Annotated in this window: 15 protein-coding genes and 1 pseudogene; 4 read left to right on the top strand and 12 right to left on the bottom strand. The window is 40.6% G+C overall.

Annotation, left to right across the window (positions count from 1 at the left end):
- Positions 1-444 precede the first annotated feature (444 nt).
- The 7 genes from M3205_RS07765 to M3205_RS07740 all read right to left on the bottom strand — a co-directional run bounded on the left by M3205_RS07765 (position 445) and on the right by M3205_RS07740 (position 9549).
- Positions 445-2133 carry a methyl-accepting chemotaxis protein gene (locus M3205_RS07765; RefSeq protein WP_251169392.1) on the bottom strand — a complete coding sequence of 563 codons (1689 nt, stop codon included), beginning with the start codon at positions 2131-2133 and terminating at the stop codon, positions 445-447.
- Positions 2134-2486: 353 nt separating this feature from the next.
- Complete coding sequence (locus M3205_RS07760; protein ID WP_251169391.1) at positions 2487-3512, bottom strand: VanW family protein; 1026 nt, start codon at positions 3510-3512, stop codon at positions 2487-2489.
- A gap of 434 nt (positions 3513-3946) precedes the next feature.
- Complete coding sequence (locus M3205_RS07755) at positions 3947-5443, bottom strand: sodium/proline symporter (protein WP_251169390.1); 1497 nt, start codon at positions 5441-5443, stop codon at positions 3947-3949.
- Positions 5440-5565 (bottom strand): hypothetical protein, encoded by a 126-nt coding sequence (locus M3205_RS25590; protein WP_261391473.1) that lies wholly within the window; start codon positions 5563-5565, stop codon positions 5440-5442. Before M3205_RS25590 ends, M3205_RS07755 begins: the two co-directional genes overlap by 4 nt.
- A 23-nt stretch (positions 5566-5588) precedes the next feature.
- Positions 5589-6380, bottom strand: a complete 792-nt coding sequence (locus M3205_RS07750; protein WP_396105351.1) for an enoyl-CoA hydratase — start codon at positions 6378-6380, stop codon at positions 5589-5591.
- A gap of 17 nt (positions 6381-6397) precedes the next feature.
- Positions 6398-7942, bottom strand: coding sequence for an acyl-CoA synthetase (locus M3205_RS07745; RefSeq protein ID WP_251169388.1), 1545 nt, complete (start codon positions 7940-7942; stop codon positions 6398-6400).
- 239 nt (positions 7943-8181) lie between these two features.
- Positions 8182-9549, bottom strand: coding sequence for a sigma-54 interaction domain-containing protein (locus M3205_RS07740; protein WP_251169387.1), 1368 nt, complete (start codon positions 9547-9549; stop codon positions 8182-8184).
- Between the two features lie 168 nt (positions 9550-9717).
- On the opposite strand from M3205_RS07740, the gene M3205_RS07735 reads away from it, so the two are divergent.
- Entirely contained in the window at positions 9718-9900 is a 183-nt protein-coding gene (locus tag M3205_RS07735; protein WP_076256156.1) for a hypothetical protein, read from the top strand.
- A 40-nt stretch (positions 9901-9940) separates the two neighbouring features.
- Here the strand turns inward: M3205_RS07735 and fosB are convergent, their stop codons facing one another.
- Entirely contained in the window at positions 9941-10363 is a 423-nt protein-coding gene (gene fosB, locus M3205_RS07730; protein WP_251169386.1) for a metallothiol transferase FosB, read from the bottom strand.
- 130 nt (positions 10364-10493) lie between these two features.
- Positions 10494-12035 carry a DHA2 family efflux MFS transporter permease subunit gene (locus tag M3205_RS07725; protein ID WP_251169385.1) on the bottom strand — a complete coding sequence of 514 codons (1542 nt, stop codon included), beginning with the start codon at positions 12033-12035 and terminating at the stop codon, positions 10494-10496.
- Positions 12036-12221: 186 nt separating this feature from the next.
- Here M3205_RS07725 and M3205_RS07720 point away from each other — a divergent pair, with 186 nt between their 5' ends.
- Together M3205_RS07720 and M3205_RS07715 are read left to right on the top strand one after the other, a co-directional pair.
- A complete protein-coding gene (locus M3205_RS07720) occupies positions 12222-13112 on the top strand; it encodes a TetR/AcrR family transcriptional regulator (protein ID WP_251169384.1) in 891 nt (296 codons plus the stop codon).
- Positions 13113-13227: 115 nt separating this feature from the next.
- Positions 13228-14718, top strand: coding sequence for a spore germination protein (locus M3205_RS07715; protein WP_251169383.1), 1491 nt, complete (start codon positions 13228-13230; stop codon positions 14716-14718).
- Positions 14719-14752: 34 nt separating this feature from the next.
- On the opposite strand, the gene M3205_RS07710 is transcribed toward M3205_RS07715, so the two are convergent.
- A complete protein-coding gene (locus M3205_RS07710; RefSeq protein ID WP_251169382.1) occupies positions 14753-16168 on the bottom strand; it encodes an FMN-binding glutamate synthase family protein in 1416 nt (471 codons plus the stop codon).
- Positions 16169-16299: 131 nt separating this feature from the next.
- Here M3205_RS07710 and M3205_RS07705 point away from each other — a divergent pair, with 131 nt between their 5' ends.
- Positions 16300-16458, top strand: a complete 159-nt coding sequence (locus M3205_RS07705) for a hypothetical protein (protein WP_251169381.1) — start codon at positions 16300-16302, stop codon at positions 16456-16458.
- Positions 16459-16494: 36 nt separating this feature from the next.
- Here the strand turns inward: M3205_RS07705 and M3205_RS07700 are convergent.
- Positions 16495-17536, bottom strand: a pseudogene (locus M3205_RS07700) (nitric oxide synthase oxygenase).
- Between the two features lie 181 nt (positions 17537-17717).
- Positions 17718-19337: a glycoside hydrolase family 13 protein gene (locus M3205_RS07695; protein WP_251169380.1), complete on the bottom strand. Its 1620-nt coding sequence runs from the start codon at positions 19335-19337 to the stop codon at positions 17718-17720.
- Positions 19338-19378 lie beyond the last annotated feature (41 nt).

The following is a 19378-nucleotide window of genomic DNA, read 5'->3' as shown; positions in this document are numbered from 1 at the left end:
GCTCTTGGCAGGAACTCATTTGGGCCTGCAGGGACTGGCATGGAAATTAGTTTCCAATAAAAATGCAGATACACAATAAGGTATCTGCGAATTTATGGTTTGAAACTCCACAGCAAGCATTCCTTGTGACCAATCATTTTTAGACAAACTCCTCCTCAAAATAGCAGGCAGACGTTTAATGATTACAAGTATGCCACATTTAGAATTTCAATTGACCTTCCGTATATCTCCTAGATTGAGCATATCTTCAAAACCTTTAAAATGCAACTTAATTTTTCAGATACTTTAATAGTTTCTGTCACTTTCCAGTTAGACGATGGAGAGAACTAATTTTGTCCATTGTTTTGTGTGTGCTTTTATAGTCCCAGCCAACCTCTTGTGCTCGAATCTGTCTCTGATTTCTTATTCTCCAGCCCAGTCTGTATGATGTACTGCGAAATAAGCTTATAATTTAAATCTCGAAACAAGGTCCTGCAATTCTTCAGAAAGTTTAGCAAGAGACCCTGCTGATGAAGATACTTCTTCCATGGTGGCGAGCTGCTCTTCTGTTGCAGCTGAAGTTTCCTGTGAAGCTGCTGCATTTTTTTCTGAAATGTCCTGAACATTTGACATGACATCAATAATCTGAATGGTTAAGACAGTCAGTTCTTCCACTGAGGATGAGACTTCTTCAACTTTGTATGTTACATCACCCATTGAATGGGCGATCTCAGCAAAAGCTGCACTTGCCTCCATTGTATCTTCGAGGCCATCCCTGACCTGTTCATTTCCTTTTTCCATTGCCAGAACGGCCTGCTTTGTTTCTTCCTGAACAAGCCCTATCATATGCTGTATTTGAATGGCTGATTGCTTGGAGCCCTCCGCCAATTTACGAACCTCGTCAGCGACAACCGAAAAGCCTCTGCCATGCTCACCTGCCCTTGCAGCTTCAATCGCTGCATTGAGGGCAAGCAAATTTGTCTGTTCTGCGATATTCGTGATTAATTCCACGATATTGCTGATTTCTTTTGATCGGGATTCGAGCATATAAATATGCTGAGCGGCACTGCCTACCGAAGTATTTATTTCATTCATTTGCCTTACAGCATTATCGACTGAATTAGTGCCTTGTTTAGTTAAAATATTAGCCTTTTCCGCCGCTTCTAGCATCAGCTCGCTGCTTAAAGAAATCTGCTTCATTCCGGATGAGATCTCATCCATTGAAGAAGATACCTCTCTAAAACGATGAAGCTGCTGCTCTGTCCCCAGAGCATTTTTCTGCGAAATAGCAGCTACCTGTTCAGAAGCCAAAGAACTTTCTTCTGCACTTGCCGCCAGCTGCTCACTGCTTGATGCAACTTGTTCTGATGTGCTTCTTACCTGGCTGACTACAGACCTCAAGTCCTGGACCATCTTATTTAATGATAAAATAAACGCTCCTATTTCATCCCGGTTTTTCACTTTAATGGAGGTCTGACTTAAATCTCCTCCTGCCACTTTGTCTATCGCTGCTGCAGCTAGATTAATCGGCCTGGATATCATTCTGCTTATAAAATAAGCAATCAGCATAGCAGCAATAACAGCCAAAATTGTAATAATTAATGTAATCGTCTGAGAAGATTTAACGCCCGAGACGGTTTCATTTATTCCGGCATTTAATTGGGATTCGTAAAATTTCACAAGTTCATCCGCTTTTTTGTTAAAATCCTGGCTGACCTGTTTATCTGAGGATTCAACTAATGACATATAAGCATTATTTTCCTCAAGCTTAAACTTAATTTCTTTGTCAATAATGCTCTGGTAGCGATTATGGAGCATTTCCAGTTCTTTCGCCAATTCCTTTTCCTTCTTATTGCCGGCTAATTCATTCAGTTTATTGATATGATGCTCCATCCTCTTGCGGGAACTTTCGTAATCACTCAGATATGTAGAGTCTCCTGTCAGGAGATAGCCGCGGATCCCCCCTGCTTCATTCATAAGCTCTGCCTTCAGAGTTTTTACAAGCATCACTTCAGAGACATTATCATCTATTAAACTTTGATAATTTCTGTTAACATTACCAAGTTCATAATTTGATAAACCGGCGACAAGGCCAAATAATAAAAGAACAGACAAAAACCCGAGGAACAGTTTTTTTGCCACAGATAATTTCATGCTCTTTCCTCATTTCTAGATAAGATAGGATATTATACTTATAATTTAACATGAACACAACTGGTAAGTCAGGTACTTTTTCCCTATCAGTCTGATATTCACAGAAAATTCTACTCCATTCACTATTATTTGCATAATAAGACAAAGAAATTGCCGCTAATCCGGCTGGCAGATTAGCGGCGACTTTGCAGACCAAAGATCCTTAGGGAGGAGATCTTTCTATATCATTGTATTAAAAGAGACTGAAAAGGTGTGGACAAACCCCTCCGCTATTTGCTTATTTTTCATAAATTATTCAATGAAAAATAACTCAGGCACCGAAACCGGAAACATGGCTTAGGTGCCTGCTGCAGTTAAATTGCTTTCTTTAACATTCCCTCATACTTTTTTGCGGTTCTGATTTCAATTGTTAAGACACCATTTCCGAAGTTTGCTTTTACAAGAAGCGGGATGCCGGTTGTGTTTTCAAATCTGAAGTCTTTGCCTCCATAGGACACGGTTGCGTCCCGACCCTTAGGAACATAACCTACCGTTACAGAATGGTGATGTTTTTCTACATAACTGACCCCGACTTTATCAACTGCATTGTATAGAGTGGAGGATGTTTGGCAAATACCTCCCCCAATCCCCATTACGAGCTTGCCATTAATGGCTTCCTCTGCAGGCTGATATCCATGAGCTTCATCACTCGGCCCCACTGTTGTATTAAAAGAAAAATGATCTCCCTCACCTAGAATGATATTATTGATGGCTTCTGCTGAGAGTTCAATATTTTTTGTCCTACCGGCCACACCGCTGTTAAAATTGGTAGTATAGGATGCTACGACTACTTCTCCTAAATGAGGTACATCAGCAGGATCATAACCGCTTTCCGTAATATAAAGCGGCAGCTCTACATCCCCGCCACTTACAGATGCAGCGAAAATCTTATCCACTAATTCACTTTCTTCAAGAATAATCTCAGGCTGCCCTTTAATGATGTTGCCATCGGGACCAATTTTGTCAAGGGTCATCCTTTGGTCATAGCCTTTAATTGTATCCGTTCCGCGGGCTATTTCCTTAGCCCATTGGGAAAGATCTGCTTTATATTTTTCATCATCCTCACCAAATCCCATTTCAGCAGGGCTGAAGGTCTTTAGCACTTTTTTTGAATCAGGATCGATGACATTAACCATAACCGGCTTTATTTCCTCTTTCTTTTCTTCCTCTTTAGCCTGCTCCTCCACCTTCTCCCCTTCCTTAGCCTTCTCCTCTTCTTTCGGCTTTTGCTCCGCTGCCTTATTCACCGGTTCATTGCTGGCAATTGTACCTGAACAGCCAGCTAATCCTATGAAACAGACAATTAATAAAATTGAAATACCCCATTTTAACTTAATCATTTTTCCCCCAGCTTTTAAATATTACTTCCTATCTCTGTTGTTTAGGAAGCTGTTTCCATTTTCTAATTGTATTCACCGGCGGAAAGGGGTATTCCTGCCATTCTGCAAGTTGAGTTGTATCTTTTTTCCTATTTTAAAAACGTTTTCACTAAGTTTGTTGCTATTTATTGAGTTAATTGGAGCGGAAGGCGAGATCCTCGAAAATGCATGCGCATTTTCTTCGCGCTGTGTTTACTCAAGGCAGCATATTCAAAGTCCTTCGGGAGTAGCGGGACAGGTGAGACCCCACAGACGCCCAGCGTTGAGGAGGCTCAGCGCGCGCCCCGTGGTTCGCTGAGCAGCCTCTCGCTGCAATCAACGGACAACATCGATATGCTAAAAACAACAGTTTAGGCGAAAAGAGCTTTAAAAAACACCTGCGGAAGTTTCTTAAACTATGAAAGGTTAGCTGCAGCAGGGTCGGTTTTAGCAGCCTGACTGGGCTTATCTTCAAAAATTGGGCTGGAAGCCGGTTTTGTGATGAGGGAGATTCCAACCAATGATATAGTAGAGATGATCAAAGCAATTGCACCTGTATCAAGTGCCGGAACATAAATCCCTTTTACTTTCAGAACGTAGAGACCGAGGCTCGAGATGAAACCTAATGCAGATGAACAAATAGCAGCAGTTTTTGTCGCGCGCTTCCACAGCAGACCAATGCTCAATACAGGCAGCAACGAGGCTGAGAAGATTCCCCAGGATGCATTGCCAAGCCAGCCAACAAGGTCAGGCGGATTTAGTGAGAGCAGGAATGTAACAGCAATGATGAGAAGAGTAAACCATCTGGATAGGGCCAATTCCTTTTTCTTAGGTAATTTTTCACCTTTCTTAATAATCTGCTGGTAAATATCTCTTACAATCGATGAGCTTGCTACAAGAAGAAATGCTTCGCTGGTTGACATGATCGCTGCCATTACAGCGGCAAATATGATCCCCGCAACAACAGGCGGAAAAAAGTTTTCGATAAACATTGGAGCCACCATATCAGGAGTTGCCGGTGCTGCCATTTCACCGCGGTTAACCATTACACGTGTATATAATCCTACAAACCATAATAAAGCTGTTAATGCGTAAGTGGATGCAGCTATGATACATGCCCACTTAAGCATGGAAATTTTTCTGATCATATAAAATTTGGTTACTACATGCGGCTGTCCCTGATGTCCAATTACATAAATGAAGAAATAAGAAATAAAAGCAAAAATTCCGATTGGACCTGTAGTATGGAAGGCCTGAACCATATCAGGATTAATAGCTGACAGTTCAGCATTCATTTGGGACATGCCTCCAACCATTCTCATTCCGCCTATGAAAACAATTAAAGCGCCAACAATCATGACAATCATTTGAATAAAGTCTGTCCAGACGGCACTGATCATTCCGCCGCCAACAACATAAACCGTTAATATGGCCACCCCTATAAATAAAGCAAGCTTATAATCAACCCCTAAGACCGTTTCAAGCATATTGCCCAATGCTTTATATTGAGCCATCTGATAGCCAATTGCCCCTCCAAGAATGGCTAGTGCAGTAATGGCCCGCACTGTTTTACTGTTATAGCGAATTTCCAATAAATCAGGAATGGTCAGTGCGCCAAATTTTTGTGTAATTCTCCTCATCGGTTTTGCCAATATCAAAAAGCTTACAAAAATCCCGGCAGTGGCAAAAATCCCGATCATAAAAATGGCATAGCCATGCTCATACACAAGCCCAGTCAATCCAATAAAACCGTATCCGGACATGGTTGTGGAAGAGACAGCCAGGGCGACAAGCCACGGGCCAAATCTCCTGCCCCCGGTATAGAAGGTGTCCATGTCTTTCTGATGCTTCATCGATAATAATCCTATAACAAGGATCACAAGCAGATAGATAATTCCAATTGCCAAAATCATAAAGCATCATCTTCTTCCTCTTTATTTTTAAAGGCCAATAATCCCCATAAACCAGCGGCGGCCAATGACAGCGGCCAAAAAACAAATAACATAAAAGTCATCAATGGCGATAATCCAAACATTTTTATTCCTCCCCATCTTTAAATTATTGATCAGTAAATTTAGGGTCTCTTTTTTGCATAAAAGCTCCTACCCCCTCCTTAACATCCTCGGTTTGAAAAACTTGGCCAAAATATTCAGCTTCGGTGATGAGTCCGTTTTCAAGCCTTTGCTCATAACCTTTATCTATCGACCTCTTGGCAAAAGCCAGGGCGGGAAGTGAATGATTGCTGATAGATTCCGCCAGATCCAAGGCTGTTTCAAGCGACTTTCCTTTAGGGGCAATCCGGTTAATTAAGCCTATCCGCCAAGCATCCTCTGCTGACAGCGGCTCACCGGTGAAAATCATTTCTTTTGCTTTTGATTTACCAATAAGACGTGATAGCCGCTGAGTTCCTCCCGCACCCGGAAATAAGCCAAGCTTAATTTCAGGCAGCCCGATTTTTATGTGCTCCTCTGCTATCCTGATATCACAGCTTAAAGCCAATTCACAGCCGCCTCCAAGAGCAAATCCATTAATGGCAGCTATCGTGGGCTGCGGAAGCCTTTCCAGTTTATTTAGAGGTTCCTGAAGCCAGAGAGACTTTTCTTTTGCCAGTTCAATCCCTTTTCCCATCCAATCAGGAAAACCCTTTATATCGCCGCCTGCGACAAAAGCCCTTTCTCCAGCTCCCGTTACGATAACAGCTTTGATATTGGAATCGCTTTCAATTTCATCTGCAGCAATTGATAAAAGCTCAATGACTTCCTCACTTAAAACATTCAGTGGTGGATTATCGATTATAATAATGGCAATTTTGCTTTGAATGGACCAGGAAACAGCTTTTGTTTTTTCCAATTTCATTCCTCCTCCTATCAGTTATATCGTTCTCTTAGCATGAACTTCTGAACCTTACCCGAAGGTGTGCGGGGCAGCTCTTCTGTAAAGATAATTTTTCTTGGTTTTTTATAGCTTGCCAGATAATTTTTGCAATGCTCGATGACTTCTTCTTCTGTAAACGTGCTGCCTTCCTTTTTGACTATGACTGCACATACAGCTTCAATATATTTCGGATCCGGAACTCCGATAACGGATACTTCCTTCACACCTTCAAGGCGGTATAAGACATCTTCAATTTCAGCAGCATACACATTTTCTCCGCCGCTCCGAATCATATCTTTTTTTCGTCCGGCAATGGATAAATATCCTTCTTCATCCAGCACCCCTAAATCACCGGTCCTGCACCATCCGCCTGTGAAGGTTTCTTTGGTGGCTTCCGGTTTTCGCCAATATCCAGCTGACACGGCGGGACTTTTAATCGCAATTTCCCCGATTTCCCCTGGAGGAAGGGGCACTCCGTTCTGGTCAATAATTTGAATTTCCGTTAATGGCAATGGCTTTCCAACAGTTTTCCCCTTTTTCAAAACATCCTCGGAATCGAGACAGGCAGCAATGGGAGTTCCTTCTGTAAGTCCATATACCTGAACAATGCCTATATCCGGGAAATTCTCTTTTAATTTTTCAAGTGCCCATGGCATTAACGGGTCTCCGCCTGTATAAATTGTTTTTAAATTTATAAATTTATAATCCCCTAGATTAGCAAGGTTGAGCATCTCATAAATCATAAAAGGGAAAAGGAAACAATCCGTTACGTCTTCTTTTTCTATCACTGATAAGATTCTGGTTATTTCAAAACCTTTGCTCTCAGTTATAATCACCGTTCCCCCCATCATTAAAATGGGAAGCGCAATATCTTCCATTGCTCCTACATGATAGAGCGGGCCGGTAGTCATTCCGATTTCCTTTCCTTTAAAGTTCCACTTAAGAGCCTGCATAACAGAGAACCAAAAAGTGGTTTCATGAGTCCAGATGGCCCCTTTCGGTCTTCCGGTGGTACCGGACGTATACATAAGCATAACGGGATCACTTAGGCGAATGGAGTCTGTCTTGATTTCATCCTCATCGCCATCCTCAAGAACCCTCCAGCTTTCCGACCATACCGGAATTTCCTCAATCCTGTTCGCCAGGCAAATATATCTTTCTACTCCTGTATTATTGTGAATAGCTTCAATCCTGGGAGTCAGCTCCGAGTGAAAGCATAAAACTTTGGTACCGGAATCATTTAGGGCATACTCAAATTCGCTGCTGGAAAGTCGGAAGTTTAAACGGACGGCAATAGCTCCAATTTTCGCAGCCGCAAAATACAGGGCAAAATATTCAAGACAGTTATAGAGCAAAACCCCAACCCTATCGCCTTTTTGGACACCAAGATCTTTAAGCTTATTTGCATAAGCGTTTGAAGTACTGTGAAGGCATTCGTAAGTCCATTCTCTGCCGGATTCTTCTTTAATTGCCACTTTGGCAGGATTTTCACGATTAATATCAAGTGCCATTTTCCTTGTAAAATATCCGAGATCCAAGGTATCCTCCTCCTTTAATTATGTAACCGTATACATTTACTTCGTAATTGATTTCCTATAAAAGTTATTGCAAGTTCTGTGCCACATTCTGAGATCCATTGGATAAGCCATTTTTTAAATTATTTTCCGAGTTTTCAGAAATTTTATCGTATTTTAAAGTACTCCTCAACCTAATACTTCCATGAAAAACAAAAAAATCCGGGATTTCGGAATAGATTCCGAGTTCCCGGATTTTAGCATTAATAAGTAATATTGTATTTTTTTATTTTATCGTAAATAGTTGAATTGCCGATTCCCAGTGATTCGGCAGCTTTATTTTTATCATACATGAACCTTTTTAGTGCTGTTTCAATTGCATTCTTTTCGGTTTCTTCCAATAAAAGTTTTAGATTTTTCACTTCTGATATCTTTTTCCCGCCTTTCAGATATTCAGGAAGTTCTTCAACACCTATTAAATCACTGTCAGTTAAGTGGACACTTGCTTCCAGAACATTTTCTAATTCCCTGATATTCCCAGGCCAATCATATTGTCTAATCAGAGAAGCGGCCTCTGAACTTGTTCCAGTGACCCTTTTGCCTATCCGCTTTGCAACCCTCTTCAAAAAGTGTTCGGTCAGAAGTGGCAAATCAGATCTTCTGGACCTTAATGGCGGGATAAATAACTGAACTGCATTAATCCTGTAAAACAAGTCTTCCCGGAATAATTGATCATTGATCATTTTTTCAAGTGGACGATTTGTAGCTGCTATTACTCGAACGTTCAACTTTTTAGGCTGCAGAGCCCCAATAGGTTCAAATTCTTTTTCTTGAAGAACCCTTAATAGTTTCACCTGCATGTGCAATGGCATGTCGCCTACTTCATCAAGAAAAATAGTCCCTCCATCAGCCAAATGGAATTTTCCTATTTTCCCGCCTTTTCTTGCACCTGTAAATGCTCCATCCTCATAGCCGAATAACTCAGATTCCAATAAATGTTCAGGTATAGAGCCACAGTTTACTTTAACAAAAGGTTTGTCGCTTCTTTCACTCAGCTGGTGTATGCTTTGGGAAAGGATTTCTTTTCCAGTGCCGCTCTCGCCCCTCAATAGCACAGAGATATCGCCTCTTGCAATGCGCATCACTCTATCTTTCAGATCTTTAATCTCCGGTGTCTCTCCGATCAGATCATGAAGGGAATATCTTAGCCCATTCGACTCATTCCACTCGCTTCGATAATAATTAAGCTCGGATAATACTCCTTTAATGTGGCTGTTCAATTTCTTCCAATCATCTAAATCACGAAAAATGATCGTCCCGACTGCTCCGACGATCTCACCATTTTCGATAATTGGACTGCGGTTTGCAATAACAAAGTCACCTTGCAAAAATTGTAAATCTGCTACATCCTGCTTGCCAGTTTGTGCAACGAGATGCATTTTTGTATTTTCTATTACATCCGTGGCATGTCTGCCAATAACTTCGTCCCTTTTGACTCCAAGGAATTCACAATAATTATTGCTCATATACTGGATTGTCCCATCTTGATCAACAATGACAATGCCATAATATGTACTTTCAAAAATCAAATCGAGTAAATGGTTATTTATGAAAAGAGCTGTATTTTTCATATAAGTCCCCTTTTTTGTTCTCAATAAGAATATTCTAGCATAAAAGGACTTAAAAGGCTGAAAATTCCAATAATTAAAATTGGTCATTTTCCAATAAAATTTAATTCCTACTTGACTAATCGGATAAATATGAATTAAAATATAAATAACTAAAGGAGGGTTTTATACATGCCATTAAACAGGGAAACGTTAATCAGCAAATTATTATCATTATCTAAATTCCAGCATAATCATAGCTTGTTCAATTTAAGTGACCGAAAGCTGGAAGCTCTGTATTTGGATCATATTTTATTTTCACCTCACCCTCACAGCGGACACCAATCAATCAAATTAATAGGAAAAAATAGATAATTAGAAGCCTGCAATGCTCAAAAAGCATTGCAGGCTTTTTTCAATCAAAAAACTCCATATGTTCTTTCTCTGTTCTGTAATATTCTAATCTATCTTTTAACTTACCTGTATGGAATTCAAATTTATGTCCGTCCGGATCCGTGAAATAGATCGAATTCTTATCTTTAGGGTCCCTTGCACGGCCAGGCAGAATATGCACCCTTAGCTCACCAAGTTTATTGCACATATTCTCAAAATCTGATTCATCGACTGTAAAAGCAATATGTGTATATGAATGGGAAATTTCATTCCTTGGTATGTCACGTTCTTCATTCAGGGCAATCCAGATCCCGGCCATATCAAAATATGCAGTCGATTTGCCTTTTACCAGAAGCTTCGCATCAAATACCTCCTGATAAAATTGTATCGATCTCTCCAAATCCGAAACCGAAAATAAAAAATGATTCAGACCTCTAACTTGCATAAATTCTGCCTCCAAATCTGTGTTTCAGTAAAATTTTTGTATACCTATTAGACGCCTTACTGGCCATGAATGTTTCTAAATCGAAGCTTAAAGTATAAAAAAAGGGAAATCCTAGGATTTCCCTTCGAAATTAATTCTTAGCCAATTTTGGTACTATTTTTTCCTGTTTTGCTTCTTCAACAGAGTCTTCCATAGGAGTTGCACGTTTAATGAAGAAAGCCAGAACAAGTGCAGCTGCAGCGATAAAGGTTGCTACGAAGAACGCATCGTTGATTCCCTCAAGCATGGCTTTCATTAGAACCTGCTGCTGCATTTCCTCCACAGCAGCTTGAGTCATCTGGCCACCGTTAGCCATAGCCCCGCCTTTCATCGCTTCTTTCGCAATTTCTGCAGCATGTGTTTCCGTTCTTGTTGACATAACTGTTACCAATAAGGCTGTTCCAATGGCACCTGCCACCTGATTCAGTGTGTTGTTCATTGCAGTACCATGCGGATAAAGCCTTCTAGGCAGCTGGTTAAGGCCATTTGTAGAGACCGGCATCATGACCATGGACATCCCGAACATCCTGATAGAGTTGAGTATAATCAGCTGAGTATAAGTTGTTTCCAAAGTAAGCCTGCTGAATACATACGTTGTTCCTACTGTAATGGCTAACCCAATGATCGCCAAAATTCGGCCCCCTATTTTATCGAACAGCTTTCCAGTTAGTGGAGACATCACAGCCATAACCAGAGCACCAGGAAGCATCATCAATCCTGCATCCAATGGTGAAATCCCCCTTAATGTCTGAACATAAATTGGAATCAGAATCATTCCTGAGAATAGCGCCATATTTACCGTCATGCTGATAGCAGATGATAATGCAAACATCGGGTACTTATATACACCAAAATTAAGCATCGGACGTTCTGATTTGGTTTGTTTTAAAATAAACCAAATCAAACTTATTAATCCTATTGCAATTGTTAAGTACACATGCGGGCTGTCCCAGCCCTTGTTACCTGCAGAACTGAACCCGTAAAGTATTCCGCCAAACCCTAAACTTGAAAGGATAAGAGAAAACATATCCAGACGGATATTCACTTTTTCCTTTTTGTCTTTAAGCATGACGGCTCCAAGAACTAAAATGACACCCGCAATCGGTGAAAGGAAGTGGAAGAGCATTCTCCAATCATAGTGTTCGATAATCCACCCTGAGAGTGTTGGCCCAATTGCAGGGGCAAACATTAAAATCAATCCAAATACACCCATGGCTGCTCCGCGTTTTTCTACTGGGAAGCTGATCAGCATTACATTCATCAATAGTGGCATCATAATTGCCGACCCTGATGCCTGCAGCATTCTGCCGGTCAGCAATACAGGGAATACATGAGCAATACCCGCTACCAGGGTACCGATTGTAAATAATCCCATTGCCACAATAAATAACTTGCGGACTGTATATTTTTCAATTAAAAAGGCAGTAGCCGGGATCAAGATACCATTAACCAGCATAAAGCCGGTAGTCAGCCACTGCACTGTTGCTGCTTCTATTTCTAAATCTGCCATAATAGATGGCAACGCAATATTAAGCAATGTATTATTTAAAAAGGCAATGAATGCCCCGATCATTAAAACAGCAAGTATTCCATAAGGAGCCCGGTCTGTTTTATTATTTATTGCTTGTTCCATTATATTTCCTCCTGTACAATCAGTTCATTCTTTTATACTCCTGTTACACACAAATCATATAATATACTATGAGTTCAATTTTTGCAACAAAAAAATCCTTGTAAAATAGAGGATTTGTGTAAATTAATTCATTAAGGTAGTATTAAGTTATACACATAGTTCAAATAAAATGACAGGTGATTATAAATGAATAACAGGAAAATGCATGTAATACAAAAAGCACATCAATTATTCCTGGAAAAAGGTTTTCAGGCTACATCCATTCAGGATATTTTAGATTACAGCGGAATCTCAAAGGGCACTTTCTATAACTATTTTTCTTCAAAAAACGAACTGCTTATTTCCATTTTTAAAACATTGCATGAAAAAATGGAATCAGAACGCAATAAGCTTCTTATTGGCCAGAGTCCAAGCAGCTTGGAGGTATTCACTCAGCAGATTGAACTGCAAATGAATATGAATCGGACCAATAAGCTGGTTGCCCTTTTTGAAGAAGTCCTTGTTTCTAATGACCCTGAACTCAAGCAGTTTATAAAAGAAGGCCAACTTAGAATGGTGGATTGGATATTTGGACGGTTTATCGAAATTTTTGGGGAAGATAAGAAGCCCTATTTACTGGATTGTGCCGTTATGTTCCTTGGCATCCTCCATCATAATGTAAAATACTATACTAAATTCTTTGAATTCTCTTCAAACATTAATCCAGTGGTCCGCTATAGTGTAGACAGGATAAGGAAGGTCGTTGAAGAAGTTAGTTCAGCCGGTGATTATCTGCTGGAACCAGAACTTATTGAAAACAGGTACCGTCAGCGGGACCATGGAAATGTGTATATTCTCTGCAAATCCATATTGACTCTAAAGAAATCCATCAAACAGGAAGAACATAATGATTGTATGGATCTTCTGGACTTTATTCAGGAAGAAATGGTTCATTCGAAAAAACCAAGGAAATTCCTCATTGAGAGTGCACTTCATTCTTTGAGCAAGTGCATCGAATTTTTAGATGCCAAAGAATTTGAGAATCTTGAAAAGCTGGTTTCATCCTGCTTTAAATCCCGCAAAGAAGAACCGGTATAATACCCAGGCCTGCCACATTGTGGCAGGCTTTTTTGTTATTTTCCCCAGTTCATACATAATCTTTCCAAAAACGGAAACACTACATTTAAAGCCGAAACAAACTGGTGATTGCGGAATGGAAAAAATGATAAAAAAGAAGAGACCCGTGTCAGAAGTCGAACTTGAGGAGCTGGAAAAGTCGCTTTCACGGTCTCATGATTTTCAAAAAAATATATATAGCAATAGACAAACAGGACTCTGTTTTTCTTTTACTTACTACAAAACACTGACTGACCAAAAGGTGATCACCAAAAGTTTGCTCCCTCAGCTTCTTCAGGGTAATTTCAACAATATAGATAATTTGAAGAGGCTTTTGCCATCTGCAAGCATTCAAATTTGCGAAGATCTTTCAATTGCTGAATATTTGCTATTAAATGGCTATGTGATGATTACAACCGAAGCAGAGAATACTAAAGCAGCTTTTATGGCTGCTAAATGTACTTATGTAAGGGAGCTGACACACCCTGAAGTCGAGCAAACCGTTCTTGGAGCAAAGGAGGCCTTTGTCGAGTCACTGGAGAATAATCTGAATTTAATCCGCAAACGATTGCCCACCTCTGAACTGATCATTGAGGAGTATTTAATCGGCAGTATTTCCAGAACAGTTGTGGCCGTTCTCTATATAGAGGGAATCACGAATGTAGATTATGTCAGCAAGGTTAAAGAAAGAATCGAGAATATCGATTTTGATGAAATCACTGATAGTTCTTATATTTCACAGTTGATTTCAGATAATAAGAACTCTCCTTTCCCTCAGGTGCTGGATACAGAAAGACCGGACAGGGCAGCTGCTGTCCTAGCTGAGGGAAAAGTCGTAATCGCGGTAGACGGGTCACCGCATGTGCTGATCACTCCTACAACGTTTGCGGAATTCTTCAGTTCGTTTGAAGATTATTTTATAAATTGGACTATCGCTTCTTTCGGAAGAATATTGCGGGCCCTTTCTGTTATTTTTTCCATACAGGTTACGTCCATATATGTTGCAACACTGACTTATCATATGGAGCTCATCCCCACGGATTTGTTAGGAACACTAGTGACTTCAAGACAGCATATTCCTTTGCCGCCATTCTATGAAGCCTTAATTCTTGAACTGGTAATAGAGCTTTTAAGAGAAGCTGGCGCCAGATTGCCCACAAAAGTAGGCCAGACAATCGGTATCGTGGGCGGGATTGTCATTGGGACAGCTTCTGTGCAGGCGGGGCTGACAAGTAATGTCCTATTAATTATTATCGCACTGGCAGCTCTTGCCTCTTTTACAACACCAGTCTACAAAATGAATAATTCAATTCGATACCTAAGATTTCCGTTTTTGTTTTTTGCCACATTATGGGGATTTGTCGGTGTGCTTTTCTGTTCCTGTATATTGTTAACTCATATGATCAGGCTAACATCTCTCGACAGACCTTTTTTGGCACCGTTTTATCCGCCAAGGTATCGGGATTTGAAAGATTCCTTTATCAGATTCCCTTTTCAGCCTTTACGGCCAGTATATTTAAGAACGCAAAATCCTTATCGGTTTCAGCCTCAGGAAAAAACAAAAGTAAAGAAAGATATTGATGAGTAACAGCGAAAGCCTGGCTAAAGGTGCCAGGCTTTTATTATGCTTTATTTGATTTATCCTCCCATGGTTCAAAGGAAAAAGGAATTCCGATCATTTTCGCTGTGTGTTCATCATAAGACACGAGATCTTTCTTGGATAATTCTTTTAATGACTTTTTTCCCATGGCTCTAAGGGCCAGTTTAATTTCCTCAGTACTTGCGGTCAAGAACTTTTCCGCTGATTTAGCACCATCTTCTGTTTTAAATACATCTGTGAATTTCCCCTCGTTCCATACAGCCTGTGTTGGAGGTTCAAAAGGAAGTGCATTCAGGGTTTGTGTATGTGAAACAGTAAACAGCATAACAGATCCCAGATATACCGCATCTGCTCCAAGTGCAAGAACTTTTAAAAAGTGCCCTGGGTTAAAAAGTCCTCCAGAAACAATTAAGCTGATGTCCCCCTTCTTTTTTCTTTTTTCAAGATGGTTCGAGACACGCGTGATAGCATGAAGGGTTGGTATACCAAAATCATCTGCCAATAAGGGAGGTGCACCGACAGAAGCCCCCTGTCCTCCATCTACCGCAATAAAATCCACACCGATTTCGAGTAGATGATCAATATCATCTTCGATCTTTCCGCCTGCCCCTATTTTTGCTCCGATCGGGACACCGCCGGACATTTTACGCAGCTCATCCACCAGCTCCTTTAAATCCTTCAATGTTTGTTTTTCAAAAAAGTGTTCCATTATATGGGCAGTTTCATCTTCCTTTAACCCCATTACTTCCCTTGCACGACCTGTTAAATTTTCAGGAGAGATGTTTCCGCCCATTCCCAATGTAGCTCCCTGACCCAGCTTAATTTCAATCATGTCCGCCCTTTTAATAGTCTTCTCTTCCTTGCCCCACTCCGTCTTGGAGAACTGAAGAATATACTTCCCTGCACTTTCAAGCTCTTCAGGCAGTATTCCGCCTTCACCGGAATTGATGGCTGTCCCTGTATTCTTGGCAGCTGTGGCCAATGCAATTTTGACTTGCTCACTTAAAGCGATTCCATATGCCATTCCACTAATCATCAGGGGAATCTTGATTTTCATCGGCTTTTTCGCTTTTGGACCAATTGTCACTTTCACATCAACGTCTACGTCACTGTCAATGGGGAAAGGGGAGGTCTGTGCAGGGATAAACGTAAGTTCTTCAAAATGCGGCCATTTTTTCGATGAGCCAAACGGGCGGTGCAGGACATCCCCTGTTTCGGCCCGCAGGTTATTTTCAAGCGCATTTTGAATGCCCATATGCTTAAAGCCTGGAATCAGCTCAATGAGGTTTTCCTGATAACTGTCTGTCATGATAATTTTACCGGCCTGCTTTACTGCCCGTTTCATTAACCAGCGCCAGCCGTAAATTAACATAAATAATAAGAAAATATACAATAAGGAAATCATGGCCAGTGTTGCAATTAATAATATTTTAATCATTGGTTTTCTCCATAGATCTTTTAGATTCCATTATTTCCACCGAAAGGGATTTTAACCTATGATTTCACGGTTTTTGGGATAATCACAAAGCGGAAGGTGAATTCTATGTAAAAACTAAAAAATGAGGTGACATGATGGACAGCCGCGAGAATGCTCAGTCAAATAATATTAATGAAGAAAACAAAGTTAAAGGAAGTCTCCTTGAATCTATGATGGAGCCTATGGACCAGCTATCTAAGATTCCTCCAGAGAAAACAGACCCAAGAACCAGTGATGAAGAGATGAATTAATAAATGAAGAAAGCTGGCATTTTTGCAAGCCGGCTTTCATTTTTGATAAGGAGTGTCTTGATAAAAGTAATTAGGGGTTTTCACTTCATTATTATACTGCTTATGAAAAATATGTGCAGCAGCAGGGGAAACGGGCGGAATCAGCCAGGTCCAGTCACCGGTCAGATCCCTTCCCTGGTTCTTTTCGTCTTCTTCAAAATTCTTGAATTGCTGTGCAGCAGTATGATGGTCTACTATGCTAACCCCGTCTTTATTAAAGGAATACAGTACTGCTGCATTTAATTCCACCAGGGCCCGATCCTTCCACAGCGAAGAATTCGACCTGGTATCAAGCCCCATTAATGAGGCAATTTGCGGGAGCATATCATAACGAAAATCGTCTGCCAGGTTCCGAGCACCAATTTCAGTACCCATATACCAGCCATTGAATGGGGCTGAATTATAGGAGATGCCCCCAATTTCCAGTTTCCTATCCGAGATCATCGGTACTGCGTACCATTTCAGACCGAGATCACTGAACCATTTATACTCTGGATGCTCAATCTCTATTTCAAGAATCAGCTCTTTCGGTATTTCCCTTAATTGGGGTGGCTGTGTTCATTTGTATAACTAATGGCAGCACATCAAATTTGCCGTACTTCGGCTCCCAGCCCAATTTCATGCATTGCTTTGTAAATGCGATGGAGTGAGCATCGCCAATAATCCTTTCCTCTGTCTCATACCCAGCATACCGGATTAGCTGATGCTTCCAAATTCTAAGTCCCTGTTCGGAAGTGTCCGGAGAGAAAATGGTGATGGCCGGACGCAGTCTGCCATTGTTAGTGGCAAATTGTATATGTTCAAAAAAAGCAGAAAATACTTCATCCACTTGTTTCACATTCCGCTTGTCCAATACATTCAGTTGATCCCAGAAGAGCCTGCCGATGCAGCGATTGCTATTTCGCCAGGCTGCTTTTGCACCAAATTCCAATTCTTCAAAAGTATGTTCATAAAATACTTGCTTTGCAATGGAATATTCGATTTCTGTTACCCTGCTGCTTAGCTCAGCAAAACTTTTATTCTGTTCACAATAATACATTTATATAAATTCTGCTGCTTTTTCAAGTAAGTCCTTTTTCAAATATGAATCCTCCCAGAATAGACTATTTGTTAATGATAGCATGGGGAGGGTTGGGGAGAAAGTGAAGTGGAACTTTTCTGAATACCTTTCAAAGTTCGCAAAGTAAAAAGAGAACCTCACGGGTCCTCTGCTTTAACCATTAATTTATCTTATAAATTCTCGCTTCATGGGGGTGCAGGACTTCTTCATTTTCTTCAAAGTCTCTCTTATAGTTAGTAAGAATCAGCTTCCGATTATTGAATCCATTAAAGGTAAATCTCTGCTGCTCGTCATCATGGTTTAAAACTATGAGCCAGGTTACATCATTATAGGAACGTGTATATACATATAGGTGTTCATCATCTGGCAATAGATCCTTATAATCCCCGTAAACCATTACCTCGTTTTGTTTTCTTAGTTCTATCAGCTTTTGGTAAAAATAATACACCGAGTCTGAATCCTCTAGAGCAGCTTTTGCATTGATTTCCTTAAAGTTCGGATTCACTTTGATCCATGGCTCACCAGCTGTAAAGCCTGCCTGGCTGCTGGAGCTCCACTGCATCGGCGTTCTGGAGTTATCACGGCTCAAAAGCAATATGCTTTCAAAGACCTCCTCGGGATCACGCCCTTTTGCAACTTCTTCATTATATTTATTTTTCATAGCAATATCATTGTAGTCATTAATGGAATCAAATCTCACACCTGTCATGCCGATTTCTTCGCCCTGATAGATATAAGGCGTTCCAGGCAGGGTATGAATCATAGCTGCCAAAAGCTTCGCGGACTGAATACGGTACTGGCCATCATTTCCATAGCGGGTAACCTGTCTTGTGTGATCATGGTTATTAAGGAATTGCGAATTCCACCCTTTTTGCTTAAGGCCTTCATGCCAGCTTGTTTGGATTTCCTTGAATCTGAGCATATCCAATACCGGCATTTCATCTGCCACCTGAAAATGGAACAGAGTGTTCAGTTCATTTCTGCTTTCATCTACATAAAGCAATCCCTCTTCCGGTGAAACAAACGGTATCTCACCCACAGTCATTACATCATAATGCTGAAGGACTTCACGGTGCATTTCCTTAAGATAGTCATGGATTCCAGGGTTATTGGCCAAGTAGCTTATATTGTAAGGATTCTCAGCATCTGATAAGTCTTCTTTTTTGGCCAGTAAATTAATCACATCCATTCGAAACCCATCAATGCCTTTGTCCAGCCAGAAGCGCATCATTTTGTAGATTTCCTGCCTCAGTTCAGGATTTTCCCAATTAAGATCGGGCTGCTCGACTGCAAAGGAATGATAATAATATTGTCCTGTTGCTTTATCCCATTCCCAGCAGGATGGAGCAAAATAGGACCGCCAGTTATTTGGCTCCCTTCCATCCTTTGGATCCTTCCAAATATACCAATCTCTTTTCGAATTATTTTGGGATGACCGTGATTCCATAAACCAGGGATGCTGGTCAGAAGTATGATTCACAACTAAATCCATAATGACCTTCATACCCCGTTGATGAATTTCATGGATCAGCTCATCGAAAGCTGCCATGTCACCGGCTTTTTCCATAATCCCATAATAATCTGAAATGTCATAACCATTATCCCGGTCTGGTGATTGATAAAAGGGATTCAGCCAAATCACATCAACACCAAGTTTCTTAACATAATCAAGCTTTTTTATAACCCCTCTTAAATCACCATAGCCATCACCATCGGAATCAAAAAAGCTTCTCCAGTAAATTTGATATACAACCGCTTCTTTCCACCACTTTTTATTCACAGGGGCCACCTCATTATTATCATATTGTAAAAAAGGGCCCT

The sequence above is a fragment of the Cytobacillus firmus genome (assembly GCF_023715565.1).
In the GTDB taxonomy this organism is placed as follows: Bacteria; Bacillota; Bacilli; order Bacillales; family Cytobacillaceae; genus Cytobacillus; species Cytobacillus firmus_C.
The sequence above is the reverse complement of the archived record's forward strand: the minus strand, read 5'-3'. Positions and strand labels throughout refer to the sequence as shown.